Source organism: Bathymodiolus platifrons methanotrophic gill symbiont, assembly GCF_002189065.1.
Classification (GTDB): domain Bacteria; phylum Pseudomonadota; class Gammaproteobacteria; order Methylococcales; family Methylomonadaceae; genus Methyloprofundus.
On the sequence record NZ_BDMN01000152.1, the window covers coordinates 1 to 18,179 of the forward strand.

Consider the following 18,179-nt stretch of genomic DNA (forward strand, 5'->3'; position numbering starts at 1 on the left):
TTGGGCAATAGGGTATGGAGCCTGGACAACGGGTAATGTTACGGAAGAGTTGGTACAAGAGTATTTAGAGCACCATAGAAACCCATCAAACAAGGATTTAGGAAGTATGCTCCTTGAGTAGTAGTGGACTTTCAGTCCAAGAGCAATCTATGCACTTTTAGTGCATAGTGGTTGAATGAAATTTAGAATTATGATAGCAGATAGCGTTGGGAAGGGGGATTTATGCGACAGAACCGTCTTTATGCGCACGATAAACTTTTGCGGCAGAACCTTGTTATTAGGGATGGAAATCTTACTTTTGGGGCGATTGCAGCTAATGCTCAAGGAACCAGTAAACTGAAGTTTCCCAATTATTGAGTAGCTGAAATCTTTACCGTCATAATAAGTTCTTGCGACAGAACCTTATCAGTGGGGTAAAATTTACTAATACGCAAGCTAAATTAAGCAAGAGTCTCCTGGGTAGTGATGACTGTTTCGGGGGGACTCTCTAATCGTAAAGGATAGAGAATGAGAATGAAAATTAAACTAATGACCGCGTCAGCGTTGCTGATTTTATTAAACAATCCCACACAAGCAGGGTGGGATTCATTCCGTCAGGTTCCCGGTGAGGGAATACCAAAATTAACCCCCGGAGAAGGGAGAGATAGGGTATCTAAAGATCCACGACTAGTCCAAGGGGCAGCGGAACTCTTTGAGAAAGAAACTAAACGTCTTGCAGAAGTGGCTCGTAAGGCCGCAGAAGAGGTTGCTCGTAAGACGGAAGAAGATGCCATTCGTCAAGCGGCGGAAGAAGCGGGTATTAGTATTGGAGAGGGTATCAGTATTGAAGGGGGCAGTTCCTCGGACGGGGGGGAGACAGGATATACTCTTTTATACCCTAGTGGGGTCGGCTACGAAGATATAACAGAGGAGTCCGACCGCTTTGTTGCAGAAGAGACAAAACGATTAGAGGAAGAGGCCGCTCCTGAATCAACGGAAGAAACCAATAATACAGATGAGGGTGAATCCGAAGATTATGATATAACAGAGGGAGACTGGGGGAACTTTAATCCCCTTACAGCAGGTGGGGATGATGTAGTACTGGATATAACGGAGGAACGAAAGGAAGAAGAGCGTCAAGCTCAAGAAGCTAGGGCAGAAGCAGAAAGAGCCCGCTTAGCAGAAATTGCTAGGATAGAAGCAGAGAAGAGAGAGGCTCGTGCTAACGACATATATCCAGAAATTTATGTGACAAAGTCCCATTCACTCGAACTGTTCGGCGACGAACACATGACCTATTCTTTTTACCCTGAAACCTCTGGTTGGCATATCTTCCAGACCTACGGACCTACGGACATGGTGATGGAGATTTATCATAACGGGGAGTCCATTGTAAATGCAGGTAAGAGTGACGGTGACGACGGGATAGATAATAACGAACTTCAACATAAGTACCTTGAAGCAGGTGAGAGATATGTGGTACAGATTTACTTGGAGAGTTGGACAGTCTTTGGTGCTACAATCTTGAATGTAAGAGCGGAGGATCCTCTTGAAGAATTATATAATCCTTTAAAAGTTGGTTATGCGAAGAAGTTTTGGCTAGCACCATCCAGATCCCACTTCACAACTAAATTTACACCAGAGGAGTCCGGCTGGTTTCTCATAGAGACTTACAGTGATGACGAAGATACCGTTATGGAAATCTACCATCCTGATGGCTATTCTATGGTTGCCTCAGGAGAGAGTGACGGGGATAGAGGAGTAGGTAATGAAGAATTACACTTACAGTACTTTTACTCGGGTAAAACTTACACAATTCAGGTATACATGCAAGACTTAGATGATGAGGGCTTTGCTTGGGTGCATCTTTGGAGAAGCCACTGGAACCCACTAACGTTGTAATTCAGGAGAAAAGGTTGTCCTTCGGGGCAACTGACCACTGAAACTAAACCTCAAAAGGATATAATATGAAAACTAAACTAATGTCATCCGCCGTGTTGATGATCTTATTCAATGCCCCTACTTACGCGATAACACCGATCACCAACTTAGAAGAGGTTGAGGGTGTTACCCCTAAAGTGATGGAACCCGTCAGTAGTGCTTCCTCTGTTAATGATTTCTCTGCAGCCTCAGGGGATGACTTAATCCTGGATATAACGGAGGAACGAAAGGAAGAAGAACGTCAAGCTCAAGAAGCTAGGGCAGAAGCAGAAAGAGCTCGCTTGGCAGAAATTGCAAGAATAGAAAGAGAGAAGAGAGAGGCACGCGCTAACGATATATATCCAGAGATTTATGTGACACGTGCCAAGTTGTTCTCTCTGTACGATGACGAACACATGACATTTTCCTTTTACCCCGAAACCTCTGGTTGGCATCTCTTCCAGACTTACGGGTTCACGGATACTGTTATGGAGATCTATCATAACGGGGAGTCCATTGTAAATGCGGGTAAGAGTGATGGTGACGACGGGATAGATAATAACGAGCTTCAGCATAAGTATCTTGAAGCAGGTGAGAGATATGTTGTACAGGTATATCTGGAGTATTGGACGGTTCACGGTAGTATGCTATTAAATGTCCGTGCGGAAGATCCGGTCGAGAAATTATGGGATCCTCTAACTCTGGGATACGCTAAGAAGGTTTGGCTAGCACCAACCAGAACTCACTTCACAACTAAATTTACCCCCAAAGAATCTGGCTGGTATAATATCGAAACTTTCAGTGATGACGAAGATACCGTGATGGAAATTTATCATCCGGATGGTTATTCTATGGTAGCCGCAGGAGAGAGTGACGGTGATAGAGGAGTCGGTAATGAAGAATTACAAGTAAAACGCTTTGAGGCGGGTAAAACTTACACAATTCAGGTATACATGCAAGACTTAGATGATGAGGGATTCGCTTGGGTGCATGTTTGGCGTAGCCTTAGAGAACCTATCCACATGTCATAATTAAAGAATATCGGGGGGGTGAGGCTTAAAAATAATGTTTATTTTGTAATATAGTCTATTATTAGGTTCTGTCGCATAACTCCCCCCTTCCCGACGTTATCTGCTATCATAATTCTCAATTTCAATATAAAGGTGGATCATATGCTCAGTTTCAAAGGCACTCACTTTCCAAAAGATGTCATTCTTTATGCTGTCGCTTAAAATCAGGGAAACGGAGCCTAAGCGGAGTGATGATTTTTAGTCCCTGGTAGGCGACAGGGCAATTCGCTGATCCGAAGTGCGCTAGTAGCGCGCGAGGGAGGCAAGAATTGCATTCCGAATAGCCGTCCAGCCATTTGAGGTAGTCTTAACGGAGCAGGGTTTTGTGCGTAGTTGAGACGGACGCAGGGCGACCAGGGCATCTCCCATTCGCTGCGTAGGCGAATGAATGTTGGTGACAGGAGTCCCAGAATGTTGTGAGGTAGCATGGCGCGCCTGTTTCTTTTATGTCAGGTATGGCGTTTCGTATCGCGACCTTGAAGAAATTATGGAAGAAAGAGGTGTTGAAGTGGATCATGCTACGCTCAATCGTTGGGTTATCCGTTATTCTCCTGACATTGCTGTAAACGCTAAATCTCAGAAACGAGAAACCAATAAATCGTGGCGCATGGATGAAACGTATATCAAAGTGAAGGGTCAGTGGACCTATTTATACCGAGCTGTTGATAGTCACGGTGATACGCTTGATTTCATGCTTTCTGAGCGCCGTGATGAAGAGGCTGCAACCGCATTTTTCAAACAAACGATTAACAATAATGGCTTTCCTGATAAGGTCGTTATGGATAAAAGTGGCGCTAACTATGCAGGATTAGCCAATATTAACCTCTTGTTAATCCTCGCTGGGTTTGCCACTATGATCGACATATTACAGGTTAAATATTTGAATAACATCATCGAACAGGATCATCGATTTATCAAAAAAATAACAAAGCCAATGATGGGCTTTAAAGCGTTTCACTCCGCTCAAGCAACGATTGACGGAATTGAAACCGCGCATATGATTCGAATTCCCCGAATAAAAATTAGTTTAAAATCTCCATTATATTTAATTTTATCGTTATTTATTAGTGAGGCTTGTGCCATCCAAATCACATATGATATTCCATATACTTTTGATGGGAGGGAAAGTCTTGATTTGTTTATACCTGAAGATAGGGATGGATCTGAAACCAAACCTCTTCCTGCGGCTGTAATTATGCATGGAGGCGGACTGGTAAGTGGAGATCGCAGTGATACAGAAGATCTTGCCGTGTGGTTTGCGAATAATGGTTTTGTTGTCATCAACGTGAGTTATTCTTTAGCACCTGCTGCTAAATGGCCAGATCAGATTTCTGATGTTACTCAAGGTGTTTGGTGGCTTAAAAATAATGCTGTGCGCTATAATATAAATCCTAATAAAATTCTTGCTGTTGGTGGTTCAGCTGGAGGATATCTTGCAGCAATGTTGGGACATTACCTAGTAAATACAGCAGATGGAAAACTAGATAGTCAAGTTCATGGGATTATATCTTTTTCTGGTCCTTGGGATTTGACAGGGAAAACAAATGATGAGGGGAGATATTATGTTAGCAGTTTTATCGACCCATATACGCTTGAAAATATTTACTCGGCATCTCCACTATACCGGATTAATAAATACTCTCCTCCGGTTCTAATGTTTCATGGCACAGAAGATCTGCTGGTTCCGTTTAAGCAATCTCAAGACGTCTGTAAATTCTATCAATTAAAAGGTGTTGAAAATGATTATTGTACTATAGTCGCTTTGGAGGGTGAGGGTCACAGTATTTCTGAGAATTTTCTGGATAATGGGGAGCTTCTGAAGTTTGTGACATGGTGGATTGCCCTATAAATAAGGTTCTGTCGCAAAGAACAAAATAACTCTATTAACTACGATAATAAGATTTAATTTCATCCGCAAAGAAGGTTTTCATGTTCAACTAAAAATGGCTATGTACTTGTCAGGTTTCACGAGGTTGTACCATGATTTTTTAAAAGTTCAGCTCGAAACATATCGGGGGATTTTCTAAAAACTTCTGGATTTATTCTATACCAACATTGAAGAACTTCAAAGGGCGTTCTTACCTTTAATTCTCTTTTTAGGCTACCATGCCTTCGGTTAAGGTTGTAATACACTAAAAACTTATCTAAATCGGCTTTTAATTCAGCTTCATCTTTATAAGTTAAGACCTTAATCGTGGCATCTTTCGTTTTTATCTTGATCCAAAAGTACCTAAAGAATGCCAGCAATATTCAGCTAAAACCTACAAAGCAAAAGATCAAAGATATGACCGGGGCCATTTAGTCCCGGCTAATCACCTAGACTACTCAAAGACAGCGATTAAAGCCTCTAACACGATGACTAATATTCTGCCACAAGCGGCTAATATGAATCGGGGTGCTTGGCTCATGAAGGAAGAAATTACCGAATGCTATCGTGATATAGCTGATCTATTAATTATTGGTGGTGTGATCTGGGGTAATAATCCGGATGATGATTATTTTGTTAAATCACATGGAGTAAAAACACCGAGTGCATTCTGGAAGGTAATTATTCGAGGTACTGGCTCAAATGAACGCGCGATTGCTTGGATTGTGCCTAACTCTCAAGAAGCGACACGTAAAAAATCCGATGCTTACATTGTTTCGATTAAAGAGATTGAACGAGTCACTGGCGAAGTGGTTCCCGTAGCTGATTTTACTAAGTATGATAAATCTAACCCTTGGGTCATTCCTAGAGGATGTAACAAAGGGTAATACTTTAGTAAAAGTCCTAAATTGAATTCTGTTACAATAAATCAACTTGATTAAATGTAACAGAATTCAATAATGACACCATCGAACTGGGGCGGTAAACGTGAAGGAGCAGGACGTAAACAAGCTCAAGAAATTAATAAGACGCGTGTTGTGCGTGTTGATGAGGCATTAATACCGTTAATTAATGATTTAAAAGACCAATATAAGAAAGGTTGTGGATTAAATGACTTGACTATAGTTACAAGTAATCAAGATGCAAAACAACAAACGACCTTATACAATGATCCTGCTTCCGTCAGCATTGTTACTGATTTACAAGAAAAAATATTACAATTAGAAGCTGAGAAGCTGATTATTGAAGCTAAGTTAATAGAAAGAGAAAATATTGGCTTAAAGCTTATTCAGGAGCGCGATAAAGAGCATTTAAAGGCTGTGCATGCGGACAGTAAAGTAGAAAGCTTAAAGTCGAGTTGCCGGTATTTAAAGTACACTTATGATGAATTATTACACCGAGAATATGATTGCATGGCGATTACAGGTACTGGTGAGCGGTGCAGTAAACCAGCTAAGGTAGACACTATTCAAAATAGGCTAATGATTCGGGTTTGTTTGCAGCATAAGAAGTTAGCAGAAAATAATAAAAGATAACCTAAAAATAAAAGTGTGTTTTCTTAGCTTTTTAATAAATAAAAAAATAAAATCTAAGTTAGATAAGTTAATAGATAGTTAATAGATGTTACAGAGTATAAATATGCTCTGTAGGCCTTTACAATCAGGGCATTAAAAAAAAACAGGTTAGACTTTTACAAGGTTTGGTTAGACTTTTACAACAAAAGGTTAGACTTTTACATGCCTTGGTTAGACTTTTACAAGGTAGGGATTCAGAAGAATTTTTCTTTAAGTCACGTGTATTTTTACATAAAAGTTTTTGATATACCAATACTTTTAGAGTAATATTGGGACATTCTCGGTTTTTGATATACCAATAAAAATGGCTGATTCCTTACTCCCTGATCGACATAAACAAAGAGACTTTTTTACTTGTGATGTTTTTGATTCATTCAAAGATGATATTGCAAGTATGGAGCATCCTGTTTTTTCGCTATCTAAAAAGCCAGACCATAGAATGCTTGTTTATGAACGTAATGACACAACAATTAAAATAAAGCCAAGCTATACAGGACTTGCGACTATTTTTGATAAAGATATTTTATTGTACTTAGCCAGTGCATTGATGAGTGCTAAAAATTCAGGTGAGAGTATCTCTCAAACGGTACGTTTCACCAGTTACGATTATATTATTTCAACTAATAAAAGCCTAGGTGGAACTCAATATAAGCTTTTAAAAGAAGGGTTAGGGCGGCTTAACGGTACGTTAATTCAAACCAATATTAAGACCAACGGGAAAGAAGTAACAAAGGAATTTGGTTTAATTGATAGCTGGGAAGTTGTAAAAGAAGACACCAAAGGAAAAGCGTTAGCAATTGAAGTAAAGCTGTCTGATTGGTTTTATAGCTCTATTTTAGGTGATGCTGTTTTAACGATTGATAGGGGTTATTTTAGGTTACGGAAGCCCACAGAAAGAAGACTTTATGAGTTAGCTAGAAAACACTGCGGTAATCAAGTAACGTGGAAAATTAGCCTTACTAACCTAAAAGAAAAGCTTGGCATTACATCGCAGATGAAATTATTACGCTTTAATATAAAGCAAATAGCAGAAACAAACCATTTGCCTGAATACAACATATCAATGGAAAATGATGTTGTGATGTTTACACGAAAAGAGCCACCTAAAGAAAGCAAAGCGCCCAAACAACTACCTAAGTATGTAAGTAAAAAATCGGTTGAGAAGTATGCTAGGCCTGGGGAAAGTTATGATCAGGCTGAGAGTAGGATTAAGGGATTGAGGGATGCGTTGAAAGGGTGAGCTTAGAAGCTATAAGAAGTTTGGGGGGATTACACTAACAAATAACTGTTTTACAAATTAGGAGTTCAAAGTGAATACTTTTATCCCAATGTTAGTTATTGCAGCTTCAATTTTTATAGTGGTTGCATTTTCTACTTCATCAGGTGTAAATAGAGAAAAATCTGAATTTGATGCTGAAATAGAAGCTTTTTATCATGAACCTCATATTGTGGTTCTGTCGCAAAAAGTGTAAAAACCGACTATATCCTAGTTTTATGCAGCTAATGAATAATATTTCATTCAAGATGAAATCTCGATTACCCTATCGTTAAAATTTCGACAGATAGCTTTTCAAGCCATATACCACCTGGCATACAGATTAATAATGCCTTAAAAAATACCGCTATTTTTAGCTGAACATGTGAATCTTTTTTGGATGATATTAAACCTTATAATAGTGGCTTTCGGTTTTTTGCGACAGAACCGCATTTTCCCGTTGCTGGATTTATCACATCAAACGTCTATACACCTAGAACCCGTGATACAGGCTTTAGAACGGGCAGGCTTTAAAGCCCATATTGAAGAAGTAAATTATGAATTTCAAATCGGTGCTAACCAGATGCTACGCGTACAGCATCAAAATTAAAGGAATAAAACTGATATAGAACTTTTTTGTAAAAGTCTAATTACTTTTTTCGCAATAGTCTTTCGGTTGTCTAGTTGTAACTACTCAGCGTATTTTTTAACTTTGAGTAGTTACGTATAGTTTTGGTAAAGGGTAGATAACATAGTTTTGGTGGATAGGTTATTTTTCTTTAGCAGACTTCATTTTGTCTCCAACAGCTAGTTGGACTATGATGCTCCACATTGTCCAGCCCAATTTATTAAAAAGTTAAGATAGTCTTCCCCTTTTTTATATTAATCAATTGTTCCAGTGGTGAAGTGTGGAGCTAACTATGTTCAGTATTAAGTGAAAGCACAGCAGTCAATACACCAGTGAAATTCATACCCAGCGACTAAAAAACAAAGGCATCACTATTTATACAACAGAAAATAAAGTTTTTATATCGTATATATTTTCATAAAGTCCATGAAAAAAACAGAGATTCTGAATTTTTTCAGCGGGGGATACTGCCGCCACAAAAGCCGAAACAACGGAAACAAAGATAAAACAGGGGCAAAGCTGTTCAGTTGCAAGTAAAATTGAATGTACAACTTAAACTCAGTGAGTTTTTGTCTTGACTCAGGTGACCACTATAGCTTTCTGCGCTTTTTTGATAACCTTTGCGACAGAACCAACTAGTAGCCGAGTTGCCTTACAGTTAATTTAAACAAGAGCCATTATGAAAACTATAGTTATTACAAGTGCTTTGTTAGTCTCATCCATTTCATTTGCGAATGCGGGACATAATGTAGCGCCGGTTCAAATAAAAAAACATGGCATAGCCACGCAGATTAATCTGGAAGAAAACAAGAATCCTCAGAGCCCCCGTGAATTTTCAGCCCTCCCTTCCCTAATTCCAGTTTCTATAGCAGATACTAACAGGGATATTTCTGAAAATACAAAGGGTAAAGTCTCAACAATAAACGATAGAATTACGAGCTTATCATACCCATCTCAAGAGGATAAAATGAAAACAGAGTTTCGGAACCTGAGGCTTTGTAAAGGCAGTAATTATCTTCAGGATGAAGCTTGTGAATACACCTATAAAAAGGGGGATACAGGTCCCGCTGGCGGGATTGTCTATTACACCACTGATGGTGGAAAACATGGTTTAGAAGTTGGCTTAGAAGATTTAGTGTCCTCCCCATGGGGATGCTTTGGAATCGCTATTACTGGCGCACGAGGACAAGAAATAGGGGATGGTAAAGCAAATACAGATGCCATTTTAGCTGCCGACTGCACTATCGACGGTGTGAAATCAGCGGCACATGTAGCAGCTAGTTACTCAAGTAATGGCATTTCTGGTTGGCACTTACCCTCTATAGGTTCTTTAAAAGAAATATACTATGTAGTCTATAAAAGCAGCTTACCAGGATTTCATCGCAGCGGAACCACTCTTTTTTGGTCATCTACAGAGGACAATTCCGAGCGTGCTTGGTTGATGATATTTGAGCCTACTTATGTTTCGGATTATCCAGATTATAAGAATGTTATAACCGCGGCTAAAGTACGACCTGTTCGTCCTTTCTAACCCGAAAAAAATAGCAACTCCCCGCAGTGCTCAAAAAACATTCTCTGGTATTGATCTCATGAAAAGGATCAAAAGCAGAAAAAACTTAACGAGACCGGCTAATGCCTTCGGCGCCTCAGACGTTCTGCGTACGTGCCACTTAGCTGCATAAAGATCGGTTGTGGCCGGTGTATACATACACAAAAATTTTTGCAACAGAACCTAAAAGCCAACCAAATAGGCCATAGAGATACTCAGGGAGAAAAGACATGTACTTACAAAAAACATTGCTAGCAATAGGCGTAACTGTTGCTCTAACACATTCAGTACGATTGCAAGCCGACAGTTGCTCTGTTGGAGGGTATAGCGATTCAAGCGCTTCTGCGGATAGCTGGGGAGGGGTATCACTGAATAAAACAGCAGAACTACTACTTGAACTAGAAGACGTTGAAGGAGCTATCTTTGATCCAGCTACTAGTCAGATTATTTTTTATGGGAAAAAAAGAATTCAACTGCCAGAAATGGATATGGATGATCTCAGTGTTGCAATCCGATCCATTTATGGTTACGGGGATAAAGCCCCTCAAGACCCTGGTGTTTCAATAGGTACCGAGCCATCAGAAGTTGAGGGTCAACTTAAGGTTAGGTATGACGGACAAACCAGGAAAACAAAATTCGGTCAGATAATGTTTGACGCTGATTTACGCATGAAACAACTGGCAAGTGGTAAAAGCAACATTACGGGTGAACCTGTTACATCTCAAGTAGCAGGTTATAGGACATTATTAGATAGAGTACTCGATAATCCAGAGCTATATGCTGATCAGAGCGAATGGTCAACACGAATGTGGTTTGTACCTGATGAGGTTCGATTAAGTAGAAGTGCTGATGGCGGTGCTATGAAAATTGATAAAGTTTCACTAAAACTCCTGAACGAATCAACTTTTGAGTCTGAAACTAAAACATCAAACATATTTAACGATCCCGCATCAACTGCTTTCTCGGAACATTTTACAAATAATTACGATAAATTTGCCACAGAATTTGCGGCATTTAAAGACTTAAAACGACTAGCAAAAATAACTGGTATTATAAAATGGATTAAGAATAATGATATTCCAATGGATATATCATTTGTAGATGACTACGAGCCAGTATTTGTCAACACACCTGACTTAACCCCCTCTATTTTAGTATCAGACGAGCGCGATGTCGCAGGGATGCACCATAAATTTACCTACACGGGCGGAGTAAATTTTAATTTAAATGACGACAATTACGAAGAGACCGATACTGCTGGCACTTCAGAACTCAGAGAGAAGGTCTTAACTGCACGTAACAATGAAGAACAATTTAGCTGGGACTTTAAAAACGACGGACAACAATATCATGCGGTCTCACAATCATTTTCCCGCAGTAAGAAAGATGGCCATATTAGCTGGTCTGCCACAGATATGACTTTTCCAGTTGCAGGTAATCACACGCTTTCTTTAACACGCTACTACAGCTCATTTAATGAAAAAACAGCTGAATTAGGGAGAGGGTGGTGGATAACGCCATATGGGTTGCGCTTTAGCGATGATAAAAAAGGCTACAAAACCGAAGCAACTACAGAGAAACCGAGCATCAGCTTTAGAAGTCATTATCGTATATTCGTACGTACTGGAAGCTCTGAAATGCCCTATACCCTTGCAGGAGTCTCCAGTAACAATAATCCTTTCTATACCAACAAAGACAGCCCTGTACATTTACTCTATAGTGTTGAGGAAGACAGGTACATCCTAAACCACAATAACGGTAGCCAAGTGAGTTTTAATAAGAAAGGGAAACTAACAGCCGTAACAGACATAAATAAAGTAAGCCTCAGCTATTATTACAATAATGAGAACGTAGACGCACACCTCATAAAAATACAACACCAAAATAAGCGTAAAATAGAGTTGGTCTATGAAAATGGTCAACTAGAACAAGTAAAGGGACCAGGGGGGAGCTTAGCAGACTACAGCTATAACTCAGAAAACATGCTCAGTAAAATCACTAGCGATTGCGGTCGAGTAGTCAGCTTAGGCTACGACTCCGAAAAGCGACTTAATAAGATTATTAATGGCAGAGGAGATACGGTTTTTAGCGCAAATTATGACGATTACAATAGGGCCAGTAAACAAAGCTATGCGGCCAAGGCTCAAACACAAAATAAATTCGACTTAGAAAGTCGCATGGGTAATAGTACAGACTCCAATGGAGTGACAATTAAGCGGTTTTATGACGATGAATATCGTCTATTAACCAGTACAGATAGTGAAGGTCGCCAATATGACCTTACCTGGAACACTAGCCATGGCCCCGCAAGTTTCACCGACCCTATGAGGAATACCACCTCCTACCAATACGATAGACTTGGTAATGTAACAAAAGTAACCGATGCTCAGGAAAAGTCATCGCAATATAGATATAACAATGCTAGTAACCTGATTTATTCAGAAAATAGTCAAGGACAAGGAACCTATGCAAAATATGATAAATTAAATCGATTAATCGCCCTATACAGCAATGCTAAACTAAACACAGAAACAGATAAAGTAGCTGTAGACTCCGATTTCGTAACCCATTATGAATATGATGCTCAGGGCAATGTATTAAAAGTCCAGCAAGGTGGTGTTGCAGGTAATCAGCAAACTCAAACTGCTACATATGATAGCAATGGTATGCCCACTTCCATTACCAGCCCAACAGGAATCACCCAGTCTTTAGAATACGATGAACGATCAAGGTTAATCCGAAGATATGAAACAACAGAAACAATAGAAACAACCTTAGTCAGCTACAAATATGATAAAAGCGATCACGTTATAAAAGTAACAACCCCAGCAGGAATAATAAATTATGAATACGATGAGAATGGGAATTTAATTAGCCAAACCGATGACAGGCTCCATGTCACTGGATACACTTACAATGCCGATAACCTCCTTCAAGAAGTCACAGATGCAGAAGGAGGAACCACTCAATACAGCTACGACATTCATGGCAATATTACCAAAATAACACTGCCTAACGGCCTCATAAGAAACATCGGGTATGACAAGCTAGATCGACAGACTAATGAGCTGTGGGTGGATACGCGGGTTGATAGCTTATTTAATGCTATAGAAGAAAAATACCCTACCTATTTCCCTAACCGCCAAGAATCATCTATAAATAAAAATTATTATTTACGCTATTATCCAGAAACAGGTAATTACATGGGAACTAAAGATGGTAGGGTATACGGTTATGGTAATGATTTTAATGGACTACATGACGCAGGTACTTTAGAAGAATTATACAAAGAGTATGAAATACCTGAGTAAATGGTTTTGTCGCAAGGTTTATCGCTTGGATCCATTTTTCATCACTGACCCAGTTAGCAGGTATCCAGCTAATGAACATGATTAAAAAAAGGAAAATGATCGGAGGAAACGATTTTATTAATTGGCCGCATAAAGCTCGGTTATGGGCGGGTTTTACACACACGATAAACTTTTTCGACAGAACCATAATCCTCGCACAGGCATGGATATAAGCAATGCGTTATTTAGGAAAAACTCTCATTAGCATAGTAAGCATAAGTGCTATTTCTGTGGTATATAAAAATATAGAATTTACCGAAAAAAGCCTCGGTAAGTCACCAATTACGGCACTTTCCGTACAACACAATACTTCATTACCAAAGTTAAAAATAACTGCCTTAGAAGAATTACACCGCCCAGATATTGTCTTTGCACCTGAACCTATGACAGAACCACCGCAACAACAAATAGTTTTAAATCAGGCAGGCAGGTTATTACCAGATGCAGGTTTAGACATATCAAAACAAACGATAGGTCTTGCGCATGCAGACGATACTTCACTGAGTAATAAAGTTCATTTATCAGACTTAGAAAATTGGCAACCAGGCGTGGAAATTCTACATATACCTGAACAATTTATTTCATCAAACGGAAACCTAAATCAACTAATTGAAAAAGACATAAATAAAATTGAACGTTGGCAAACCGAAAGACAACTGCGAAAACAATTTTATCAACAACAACTTAGTCAGAAACCTAAACGACAGGTCTTGAAAAAATTGCGACAAAGGCTAACCATCCCGCAGTAAAAATTGATGCGAACCCAATAAAAACTAGTTGGTCATCGAAATGAATATTATCTACTTTAAAAAACACCTGTCAGCAAAGACTATCCTATTGCTGTTAATCATGATTAACAGCCTATCTTCCTTTGCCAATATTGAACAAAAGCAGTATCAATACGATCTTAACAGCAATATCACTCAACAAATTACAGCTAAAGGAGATCAAATTGATTATACCTACGATAGTTTAAATCAACTGATTAAGGTTAGCACCAGTGATGAAGATACTGATGTTGAATACGGCTACGATAGCGAGGGACGTATTACTAGCTTGAAGGATGCGACGGGCACTGACCTTTACCAATATGATACCTTAGGTAGACTAACCTCTTATGAACAAGCTGGCGTTGCTAAGTTTTATTATTTTTACAATGAACTCAATCAACTCACCTCTTTTAAAGATCCTCTAGGAAACTGGACTAATTATAAATATAATCTTGATGGGCGGCTAATAACTCATTATGACGTTAATGGTTATAATAGCTACGAATACCATGAAACGACAGGGCTTCTACTCCGTCACCTTCGATATTCTGTAACCGACACCGCTGGATCCTACCAATTAAATGGCTATACCAGCTATAGTTACGATACCGCCAGACGATTGACGAAAGTGATGCAAACCGGGAAAGATTCTGAAGACAAGGCCACGACCATTTACAGCTATGATGGGAATGGTAATCACACCAAAATAAGCCGCCAAATACCCGGGGAAACTGAATCTGCAACTTATGAATACGACGGTTTAAACCGAATCACTCAAGTTGTCTATACAGGAGGGTCTCGAGATGGGCAAGAAGAGAGTTATAGTTACGATGCGGGTGGCAATCGTCTAAGCAAGGTCAACCATAACGGCACTACTTCTTATGAATACAGCAGTGACAACCGCCTGCTAAAAACCACCGCGCCGCAAGGCGTTACTAACTATGTTTATGACGGTGGCGGTAATATGATTACAAAAACTGGACCTGTTAACACCTTCCATTACCAATACAATAGCCGTAACTTATTAATAGGTTATCAGGACAGTAATAATAACGTCAGTTATCTATACAATGGTGCGGGTCATCGCGTAGCGAAAACCGTGAATAATGTTACCACCCGCTATATCAATCATATAAACTTTGGCTTGCCTCAAGTTGCTTTCGAAACCGATGATAAATATGTGGTAAAACGCTACTATAGTTACGGACTAGGGCGTACAGCCGCGTATGATTGGGGAGCACTCGATAAAGATAAAAGCCAATACTACCTATATGACCGTCCTGGACGGAATGTAACGGCCACAGAAGACAGTTTGGGTAAGACGCGTAATCGCTATAAATACGGTAGTTTTGGCGAAAACTTTAGTAGTCAGGAAAGCTACAGTAATGACTTTAGGTATACTGGAGAGCAAACCGAAAGCGACACTGGATTAATTTACCTGAGAGCCCGGTACTACGATCCTGAAATTGGACGATTCATATCGAGAGACCCTTTCTCTGGTTATATGAGTGTGCCTGAATCTCAGAATATGTATGCTTATGCGCATAATAATCCATTGAAGTTTGTTGATCCTAGTGGGGAGTGTGTTGAAACACTGTGGGATGCGGCTAATGTCATCTATGATATAGGGAAAATTTCTTATGGCTATCTTAACAATAATCAACATGCTGTTTCATCAGGTTATTCCGATTTAGGTGCTGACCTATTCGCGTTAGTAATACCTGGCTTACCGGCAGGTGTTACTAAAGTTCTTAATGCTTCAAAGAAAGGATTAACACAGCAAATTAACCCAAAAAACCTAATACCAACGCAAACTCGGAATGAAATATCAGGATCACAAGTTAAGCGACTTACGAAGGATATGAAGAAGAATGGTTTTGATCAAACAAAACCAGTTTATGTAGCACGAAACCAAAATGGTAGATTAGAGATATTAGATGGTCATCATAGAACTGAAGCTGCAAGAAAGGCAGGGTTGAATAAGATTCCTGTGAGAATTTGGGGTGAATAGAGTGACTTATTCAAAACCCTTTCCACTCGGTAAGTACAAAGCAGCCTTTCTAATCCCCTTGGGTGCAAATAAAACCTTGGGTGAATATGGTTGGGAATTTGAAATTAAATACTTTACTGTAGATATACTTAGTTTTCTAATTGGAATATTAGGTCTTGTGTTAGAAGAAAGCTATTTAGGCATTGATAAATATATTGGTGAAGGTATTCAAGCTTCAGTAATTCATGACGATGAAGAAAACATTGAACATGTTAGCTTTCAAATTTATGGTAATAATAAAAAAGGATTGGAGGAAGCATTTATTTCAAGTGATTTAGAAAATAGTTGCGAGTTATTTTTTCCTGATTAATCTGATGTCACAAAGAGTGTAGCAAAAAAACCAAATAGAATTTATTCCTCACGAGAATTAAAACGGCGTACTGAAAATCCAAGAATAAATAATGCCGCTAACCCTAACCATAATTTTCCTGAATCTTTTAACTCAGAAATTTTTAAAGGAAACAAGACGATTGTCAGCGATAAATATCATCCGCTTAAAATCAGGGAAACGGAGCCTAAGCGGAGTGATGATTTTTAGTCCCTGGTAGGCGACAGGGCAATTCGCTGATCCGAAGTGCGCTAGTAGCGCGCGAGGGAGGCAAGAATTGCATTCCGAATAGCCGTCCAGCCATTTGAGGTAGTCTTAACGGAGCAGGGTTTTGTGCGTAGTTGAGACGGACGCAGGGCGACCAGGGCATCTCCCATTCGCTGCGTAGGCGAATGAATGTTGGTGACAGGAGTCCCAGAATGTTGTGAGGTAGCATGGCGCGCCTGTATATACAAAGGCCGGAACTTTGAATGGTCGATCTGGTGTTTATGAAATTGGAGTTAGACCGTCGGCATCTGGAAAAACCGAAGTTATTACTCATCGGTTTTTCAATCCAAGCAAAAGATAGCTGTAATGATGACCGAGACATTATCAATAGATTTTGAATATAAAGTTATAACCGAGCTTCCAGCTAATACTTCTGAAGTAGTGTATATTCCAAATGAGGAGCCTGGCGTAGGTCGTGACGGAATAATGGTAAAGTTTTTTCTATCTGAAGGAGTCTCTTGGGTTGGTATATTTGCTTTTGGAGACATGTTTCCTAGTGGTGAGTGCAGAATATACCCTGGCCCAGGTAAGCAGCACCTAACGGTTGTTGCTAAAGGTGATGCGTATATAGTATCACCATATAGCGTATCTTCGTTTCAAGTAGTAAAATCTTGCCCTGTTATTCGTGTTATCCCTGTTCCTAGTCATAATGTTGTGATTTTTCATGATTTTACTGAAATTATTGCATATGGAGAAAATGGGCTACTTTGGGAAACAAAGAGAATTTCTTGGGATGGAATAGAAATCAGTGAGGTAACTAGCGACGAAATAATTGGTCAAAGCAGGGATGCTGCCAATGAAAAATATGTTGAATTTCGAGTTGATTTAACAAATGGCTCTCATAAAGGTGGGGCATCTCCTCCAGAATATCCTACCTAAGCAGGCGTTATAAGGTTCTGTCGCATAAAGTTCACTTTTCCAGGTTATCTGCTATCATTAAGTTTAATTTTCTATATTAACCTGAGTTCGGGATAAGAAAAGTGGGCAACCTTCTATAAAACCTGAAAAAATATAAGCAACCAAGAATATATTTATTTCAAAAGGCTGCCCATTGATGAGTTTAACCCAATTATTTTGTGATGTAGACGATTTTTGTAAAGTATTTATCCCCGAATGGGAAAAAACACAAATTGACAGTGGTGAAAAGAAAAGGGTAGTGGGTTAAATCTGTTATTTCACTTAAATAATTAGGAGAAGTAAAAGGTTTACATCATAATTCCTCGAATGAAATGTTATCAAGAAGTAAGTTGCCCAAATTGTCGCTGTAGCACTATCATGAAATCAGGAAAGAATGCTCAAAATATACAGCGGTATCGCTGCAAAAATAGTGCCTGCCAAACTCAAACATTTATGCTGTACTATCGCTATAATGCATGTGTGCCTGGAGTCCAAGAAAAAGTCGTCGAAATGGCTATTAATAGCAGTGGTATTAGAGACACCGCACGGGTTCTGAAAATCAATAAAAATACAGTCATCAGCATCCTGAAAAGCAAAGAAGATAGCCTTGTACAGGTAAATCCTATTTTTCTATCTCAAAAATCAGAAACACCTTTAGACGTTCGGCTGGAGCTT

At 39.3% G+C, this 18,179-nt stretch carries 17 protein-coding genes and 3 pseudogenes; 18 read left to right on the forward strand and 2 right to left on the reverse strand.

Features of this window, described 5'->3' with window-relative positions; genetic code table 11:
• The 3 genes and pseudogenes from CDZ78_RS23040 to CDZ78_RS09480 form a co-directional block, all read left to right on the forward strand.
• Nucleotides 1–121: pseudogene (locus tag CDZ78_RS23040) on the forward strand (IS200/IS605 family transposase); the annotation flags it as partial.
• A 386-nt stretch (nt 122–507) separates the two neighbouring features.
• Complete coding sequence (locus tag CDZ78_RS09475) at nt 508–1,881, forward strand: ICP22 family protein (RefSeq protein ID WP_087869800.1); 1,374 nt, start codon at nt 508–510, stop codon at nt 1,879–1,881.
• Nucleotides 1,882–1,946: 65 nt separating this feature from the next.
• Nucleotides 1,947–2,930, forward strand: coding sequence for a hypothetical protein (locus tag CDZ78_RS09480; protein ID WP_087869801.1), 984 nt, complete (start codon nt 1,947–1,949; stop codon nt 2,928–2,930).
• Nucleotides 2,931–3,212: 282 nt separating this feature from the next.
• On the opposite strand, the gene CDZ78_RS23670 is transcribed toward CDZ78_RS09480, so the two are convergent.
• Nucleotides 3,213–3,338, reverse strand: a complete 126-nt coding sequence (locus CDZ78_RS23670) for a hypothetical protein (protein WP_263458613.1) — start codon at nt 3,336–3,338, stop codon at nt 3,213–3,215.
• A gap of 19 nt (nt 3,339–3,357) precedes the next feature.
• On the opposite strand from CDZ78_RS23670, the pseudogene CDZ78_RS23045 reads away from it, so the two are divergent.
• The 12 genes and pseudogenes from CDZ78_RS23045 to CDZ78_RS09535 all read left to right on the forward strand — a co-directional run.
• Nucleotides 3,358–3,975, forward strand: a pseudogene (locus CDZ78_RS23045) (IS6 family transposase); the annotation flags it as partial.
• Nucleotides 3,967–4,818: an alpha/beta hydrolase gene (locus tag CDZ78_RS23050; RefSeq protein WP_147637378.1), complete on the forward strand. Its 852-nt coding sequence runs from the start codon at nt 3,967–3,969 to the stop codon at nt 4,816–4,818. The pseudogene CDZ78_RS23045 and the gene CDZ78_RS23050, both read left to right, overlap by 9 nt.
• A gap of 350 nt (nt 4,819–5,168) precedes the next feature.
• On the forward strand, nt 5,169–5,723 hold the full coding sequence (locus tag CDZ78_RS09495; RefSeq protein WP_087869803.1) for a DNA/RNA non-specific endonuclease: 555 nt from the start codon (nt 5,169–5,171) through the stop codon (nt 5,721–5,723).
• Between the two features lie 72 nt (nt 5,724–5,795).
• Nucleotides 5,796–6,371, forward strand: coding sequence for a hypothetical protein (locus CDZ78_RS09500; RefSeq protein WP_087869804.1), 576 nt, complete (start codon nt 5,796–5,798; stop codon nt 6,369–6,371).
• 343 nt (nt 6,372–6,714) lie between these two features.
• Nucleotides 6,715–7,650, forward strand: a complete 936-nt coding sequence (locus CDZ78_RS09505; protein WP_087869805.1) for a replication initiator protein A — start codon at nt 6,715–6,717, stop codon at nt 7,648–7,650.
• Nucleotides 7,651–7,720: 70 nt separating this feature from the next.
• Nucleotides 7,721–7,882 (forward strand): hypothetical protein, encoded by a 162-nt coding sequence (locus tag CDZ78_RS21865; RefSeq protein ID WP_167374238.1) that lies wholly within the window; start codon nt 7,721–7,723, stop codon nt 7,880–7,882.
• 219 nt (nt 7,883–8,101) lie between these two features.
• The gene (locus CDZ78_RS21870; RefSeq protein ID WP_167374239.1) at nt 8,102–8,275 is read left to right on the forward strand and encodes a hypothetical protein; all 174 of its coding nucleotides are present in this window, start codon (nt 8,102–8,104) and stop codon (nt 8,273–8,275) included.
• Nucleotides 8,276–8,972: 697 nt separating this feature from the next.
• Complete coding sequence (locus CDZ78_RS09515) at nt 8,973–9,824, forward strand: Lcl C-terminal domain-containing protein (protein ID WP_087869807.1); 852 nt, start codon at nt 8,973–8,975, stop codon at nt 9,822–9,824.
• A gap of 248 nt (nt 9,825–10,072) precedes the next feature.
• On the forward strand, nt 10,073–13,153 hold the full coding sequence (locus CDZ78_RS09520) for an RHS repeat protein (protein ID WP_087869808.1): 3,081 nt from the start codon (nt 10,073–10,075) through the stop codon (nt 13,151–13,153).
• Nucleotides 13,154–13,368: 215 nt separating this feature from the next.
• Nucleotides 13,369–13,941 (forward strand): hypothetical protein, encoded by a 573-nt coding sequence (locus CDZ78_RS09525; RefSeq protein WP_087869809.1) that lies wholly within the window; start codon nt 13,369–13,371, stop codon nt 13,939–13,941.
• A 40-nt stretch (nt 13,942–13,981) separates the two neighbouring features.
• On the forward strand, nt 13,982–15,973 hold the full coding sequence (locus tag CDZ78_RS09530; RefSeq protein WP_087869810.1) for an RHS repeat-associated core domain-containing protein: 1,992 nt from the start codon (nt 13,982–13,984) through the stop codon (nt 15,971–15,973).
• A gap of 1 nt (nt 15,974) precedes the next feature.
• Nucleotides 15,975–16,322 carry a hypothetical protein gene (locus CDZ78_RS09535; protein ID WP_087869811.1) on the forward strand — a complete coding sequence of 116 codons (348 nt, stop codon included), beginning with the start codon at nt 15,975–15,977 and terminating at the stop codon, nt 16,320–16,322.
• Between the two features lie 269 nt (nt 16,323–16,591).
• On the opposite strand, the gene CDZ78_RS23675 is transcribed toward CDZ78_RS09535, so the two are convergent.
• Complete coding sequence (locus CDZ78_RS23675) at nt 16,592–16,717, reverse strand: hypothetical protein (RefSeq protein ID WP_263458613.1); 126 nt, start codon at nt 16,715–16,717, stop codon at nt 16,592–16,594.
• Between the two features lie 199 nt (nt 16,718–16,916).
• Between CDZ78_RS23675 and CDZ78_RS09540 the strand changes: the two genes are divergently transcribed.
• The 3 genes and pseudogenes from CDZ78_RS09540 to CDZ78_RS24290 form a co-directional block, all read left to right on the forward strand.
• On the forward strand, nt 16,917–17,486 hold the full coding sequence (locus tag CDZ78_RS09540) for a hypothetical protein (protein WP_087869812.1): 570 nt from the start codon (nt 16,917–16,919) through the stop codon (nt 17,484–17,486).
• 175 nt (nt 17,487–17,661) lie between these two features.
• Nucleotides 17,662–17,760 (forward strand): annotated as a pseudogene (locus tag CDZ78_RS23055) (IS982 family transposase); the annotation flags it as partial.
• Between the two features lie 71 nt (nt 17,761–17,831).
• The coding region (locus CDZ78_RS24290) for an IS1-like element transposase (RefSeq protein ID WP_444979202.1) at nt 17,832–18,179 on the forward strand (348 nt) is incomplete at its 3' end.